The sequence below is a fragment of the Enterococcus sp. S53 genome (genome assembly GCF_016516865.1).
Taxonomy (GTDB): Bacteria; Bacillota; Bacilli; order Lactobacillales; family Enterococcaceae; genus Enterococcus_D; species Enterococcus_D innesii.
The window spans coordinates 1-265 of record NZ_JACVUH010000084.1 but is presented as its reverse complement, the minus strand read 5'-3'; the positions used below and the strand labels follow the sequence as shown (position 1 = coordinate 265).

Sequence of the window (265 nt, the reverse complement as noted above, 5' to 3'; positions counted from 1 at the left end):
CATGGACTACAACGTTTCGATCGTTGCCAATAGTGAGGATCAAGCGAAAACATCATTCGAAGAGATATACAATACAATCAAACGGAATAAGACTTTACAAAAAGCTTTTGAATATGGCAAGTCTGTGATCACCAGCAAAAAGACTGGAAGCAAGATAAAATTCCGTACTAGTAATGGCGATACAAAAGATGGATTGCGTGATGGAGCAGTAGCTTTTGATGAAATCCATCGATACGAATCGAACAAAGATGTAAAAGTCCATATT

General features: G+C 37.4%; 1 protein-coding gene. It reads left to right on the top strand.

The window, feature by feature from the left end:
* The coding region (locus IAE45_RS18775) for a terminase large subunit domain-containing protein (protein WP_233619196.1) at positions 1–265 on the top strand (265 nt) is incomplete at both ends.